This window comes from Rugamonas sp. (assembly GCF_025354735.1).
Lineage (GTDB): Bacteria > Pseudomonadota > Gammaproteobacteria > Burkholderiales > Burkholderiaceae_D > Rugamonas.
Genome location: NZ_JANXMI010000236.1, coordinates 1 through 3,861 on the forward strand (window position 1 = coordinate 1; position 3,861 = coordinate 3,861).

General features: G+C 65.8%; 4 protein-coding genes. All 4 read left to right on the plus strand.

The features are described from left to right. Positions 1 to 1,320: ATP-binding protein (locus Q0S71_RS19315; RefSeq protein WP_295999510.1), on the plus strand; the 1,320-nt coding region annotated here is incomplete at its 5' end. Positions 1,321 to 1,576: 256 nt separating this feature from the next. Then, positions 1,577 to 2,980 (plus strand): 3-isopropylmalate dehydratase large subunit, encoded by a 1,404-nt coding sequence (gene leuC, locus Q0S71_RS19320; protein ID WP_295999514.1) that lies wholly within the window; start codon positions 1,577 to 1,579, stop codon positions 2,978 to 2,980. Between the two features lie 93 nt (positions 2,981 to 3,073). After that, positions 3,074 to 3,196 carry an entericidin A/B family lipoprotein gene (locus Q0S71_RS19325; protein ID WP_295999515.1) on the plus strand — a complete coding sequence of 41 codons (123 nt, stop codon included), beginning with the start codon at positions 3,074 to 3,076 and terminating at the stop codon, positions 3,194 to 3,196. Between the two features lie 61 nt (positions 3,197 to 3,257). Next, a partial coding sequence (gene leuD / locus Q0S71_RS19330) for a 3-isopropylmalate dehydratase small subunit (RefSeq protein ID WP_295999517.1) occupies positions 3,258 to 3,861 on the plus strand: 604 nt, incomplete at its 3' end.

A 3,861-nucleotide genomic window follows, 5' to 3' on the forward strand; every position in this document is an offset into this window, starting at 1 on the left:
GCCTCAGCCTCAGCCTCAGTCTCAGCCGCCGCCCCGGCCGCCAGCGCGGCCGTCGCCGCACCCGCGCCGGCCGCCGCGCCCGCGCGCAGTCGCCCGGACAGTGAAAAGCGCGACGAGCGTCCGCAAGCGGCCCCGGTCAAGGAAGAAAGCATCCGCGTCGACGCCGTCAAGCTCGACGCGCTGCTCGAAGTGGCCGGCGAATCCGTGCAGGCCGCCAACCAGGCCGCCGTGCTGCTCGAACGCCTGCTGCAATTCAAGTTCGAAGGCCAGGCCGCGACGCTGATGGCGACGCTGGCCGAGACGCTGGAACGGGCCTCACGCTACTCGACCGAACTGCAACGCGCCACGCTGGCCACGCGCATGCAGCCGGTCGGCCGCCTGTTCCAGAAATTCCCGCGCCTGGTGCGCGAACTGGCCAAGGACCTGGGCAAGGAAGTCGACCTGACCATCGAGGGCGCCGAGACGGAAGTCGACCGCGTCGTCGTCGACAGCCTGTACGACCCGCTGGTCCACATGCTGCGCAACGCGCTCGATCACGGCGTCGAATCGCCGGAAGAACGCATCGCCGCCGGCAAACCGCTCAAATCGTTCATTTCGCTCAAGGCATGGCAGGAAGCGAACAGCGTCATGATCGTGCTGCAGGATGACGGCAAGGGCATGGACCCGATCAAGCTGCGCCAGAAGGCGCAGCAAAAAGGCTTGATTACGGAATCGGCTCAGCTGTCCAACGACGAGTGCTTCCAGCTGGTGTTCCTGCCCGGCTTCTCGACCAAGGAAGTGGCGTCGAGCGTGTCCGGCCGCGGCGTCGGCATGGACGTGGTGAAGACGGCGGTGGAAAAAAACCGTGGCGCCATCCACATCGAATCGGCGCTCGGCGTCGGCACCAAGTTCTCGATCCGCCTGCCGATCGAATTGTCGATCGTGCCGACCATGCTGGTGTCCACATCGGGCGCCGCCCTGGCGCTGCCGATGGCGGTGGTCCAGCGCGTGGTCGAACTGCCGGAAGTGTTCATGGAAGTGGGCGGCGCGCCGGTGCTGAAAGACCAGGGCCGTCCGCTGCCGGTGCGTTCGCTGGCCGGCGCGCTCGGTTACGAAAGCTGCCGCGAGAAGGTCGGCATCGTCGTCGCCGCGCCCCAGCCCTATATTCTGGCGGTGGAAGCGGTCGATGGCACGGCCGACCTGGTGATTAAACCGATGACCGCGATCGCGGTCGAAGGCATCACCGGCACCGCGCGCTCGGCCGAGGGCGAACTGGTGCTGGTGGTGGGCCTATCGTTCCTGATGGATGGCTGCCGGGGCACTGTACGCATGGCGGCCTAGCGACAACGCTGGCGCAACACCAAAGCCTGCGTAGCCCGCGGGCTTTTTTTTAATCTAAGAGTGATGTCAGCGCCGCGGAACGCCCCCGGATTTTTTTGTAACGGTATAAACGATATAAATCAAAGACGTCATAAAGCCGGCGGTCACGCGGCGGCGCGGCGGCTCACGAGGCCCTCGCCGCGCCGCTTGCGCATCGCGCGATATGGCATAATCAAAGTGGATCACTCACACAGGCGGTAGTAACAACGCACACATCATGATGAAGACGCTTTACGACAAACTCTGGGAATCCCACGTGGTGCGGGCCGAAGACGACGGCACCACCATCCTCTACATCGACCGCCACCTGGTGCATGAAGTGACCAGCCCGCAGGCCTTCGACGGCCTGCGCGTGGCCGGCCGCATGCCGTGGCGCGTGTCCGCCAACCTGGCCGTGGCCGACCACAACGTGCCGACCACCGACCGCGCCGGCGGCATCGCCGACCCGATCTCGCGCCTGCAGGTGGAAACGCTGGACAGGAACGCCAAGTCCTACGGCCTGACCTATTTCAACATGAACGACAAGCGCCAGGGCATCGTCCACGTGATCGGGCCGGAACAGGGCGCGACCCTGCCCGGCATGACGGTGGTCTGCGGCGACTCGCACACGTCCACCCACGGCGCCTTCGGCGCGCTGGCGCACGGCATCGGCACCTCGGAAGTGGAGCACGTGCTGGCCACGCAAACGCTGCTGGCCAAAAAGTCCAAGGCCATGCTGGTGCAGGTCGACGGCGCGCTGCCGGCCGGCGTCACCGCCAAGGACATCGTGCTGGCCGTCATCGGCAAGATCGGCACCGCCGGCGGCACCGGCTACTGCATCGAATTCGGCGGCTCGACCATCCGCGCGCTGTCGATGGAAGGCCGGATGACGGTCTGTAACATGGCCATCGAAGCGGGCGCCCGCGCCGGCATCATCGGCGTCGACGACACCACCATCAACTACGTCAAGGGCCGGCCGTTTTCGCCAGCCGGACCGCACTGGGAGCGCGCCGTCGAACACTGGCGCACCCTGCACTCGGACGCCGGCGCGCGCTTCGACCTGGTCGTCACGCTCAACGCGGCCGAGGTCAAGCCGCAGGTGACCTGGGGCACCTCGCCGGAAATGGTGACGTCGATCGACGGCCGCGTGCCCGATCCCGACCAGGAAAAGGACAGCGTCAAGCGCGACGCGATGGAAAAGGCGCTGGTCTACATGGCGCTGACACCGAACACGCCGATCAGCGAGATCCGCATCGACAAGGTCTTCATCGGTTCCTGCACCAATTCGCGCATCGAGGATCTGCGGGCGGCGGCGGAGGTGGTGCGCGGTAAATTCCGCGCCTCCAACGTCAAGCTGGCGATGGTGGTGCCGGGCTCCGGCCTGGTGAAAGACCAGGCCGAAAAAGAGGGCCTGGACCGCATCTTCCGCGACGCCGGCTTCGAGTGGCGCGAGCCCGGTTGTTCGATGTGCCTGGCCATGAACGCCGACCGGCTGGAGCCGGGCGAACGCTGCGCCTCGACCTCGAACCGCAACTTCGAAGGCCGCCAGGGGCAGGGCGGCCGCACCCACCTGGTGTCGCCGGCCATGGCCGCCGCCGCCGGCATCGCCGGCCACTTCGTCGACGTGCGCGCCATGCGTTAATTTGGCGGCGGCGCCGGACTTCGGGGATCGACCCCGATGGCCGCCGCCGCGCATCACCATTACCGATATATTTAGTCACCCAGAGTCCACATCATGAAAAAACTATTCGTCCTCTCCTTCATCGCGCTGCTGCTGGCCGGCTGCAACACCGTCGCCGGCATGGGCAAGGACATGCAGAAGGCCGGCCAGGCCGTTGAAAACGCCACCGGCCATTAAATGACCGCGACGCGACGGGCCGGCGGCCCGCCGCCGCACAGACGAAAGCGAGGACAGCATCATGGATAAATTTACGCTCTACGAAGGCCTGGTGGCGCCGCTCGACCGCGCCAACGTCGACACCGACGCCATCATCCCGAAGCAGTTCCTGAAGTCGATCCACCGCACCGGCTTCGGCCCCAACCTGTTCGACGAGTGGCGCTACCTGGACCACGGCGAACCGGGCGTGGACAACAGCCGCCGTCCGCTCAATCCGGACTTCGTGCTCAACGAGCCGCGCTACCAGGGCGCGTCCATCCTGCTGACGCGCAAAAACTTCGGCTGCGGCTCCTCGCGCGAGCACGCGCCGTGGGCGCTCGACCAGTACGGCTTCCGCGCCATCATCGCGCCGTCCTTCGCCGACATCTTCTTCAATAACTGCTACAAGAGCGGCCTGCTGCCGGTCGTGTTGGCGGAAGCGCAGATCGATCATCTGTTCAATGAAGTCAAGGCCTTCCCCGGTTACCGTCTGGTGGTCGACCTTGAGCAGCAGCGCATCTCCACCAGCAATGGCAGCGTCTCCTATCCCTTCGAGATCGACGCCTTCCGCAAATACTGCCTGATGAACGGGCTCGACGATATCGGCCTGACGCTGCGCCACGCCGACGTCATCCGCGACTTCGAAG

Bases quoted from the DNA above. Each gene is read 5' to 3' on its own strand.
- leuC (WP_295999514.1), top strand. From the start codon at position 1,577: ATGATGAAGACGCTTTACGACAAACTCTGGGAATCCCACGTGGTGCGG.
- Q0S71_RS19325 (WP_295999515.1), top strand. From the start codon at position 3,074: ATGAAAAAACTATTCGTCCTCTCCTTCATCGCGCTGCTGCTGGCCGGC.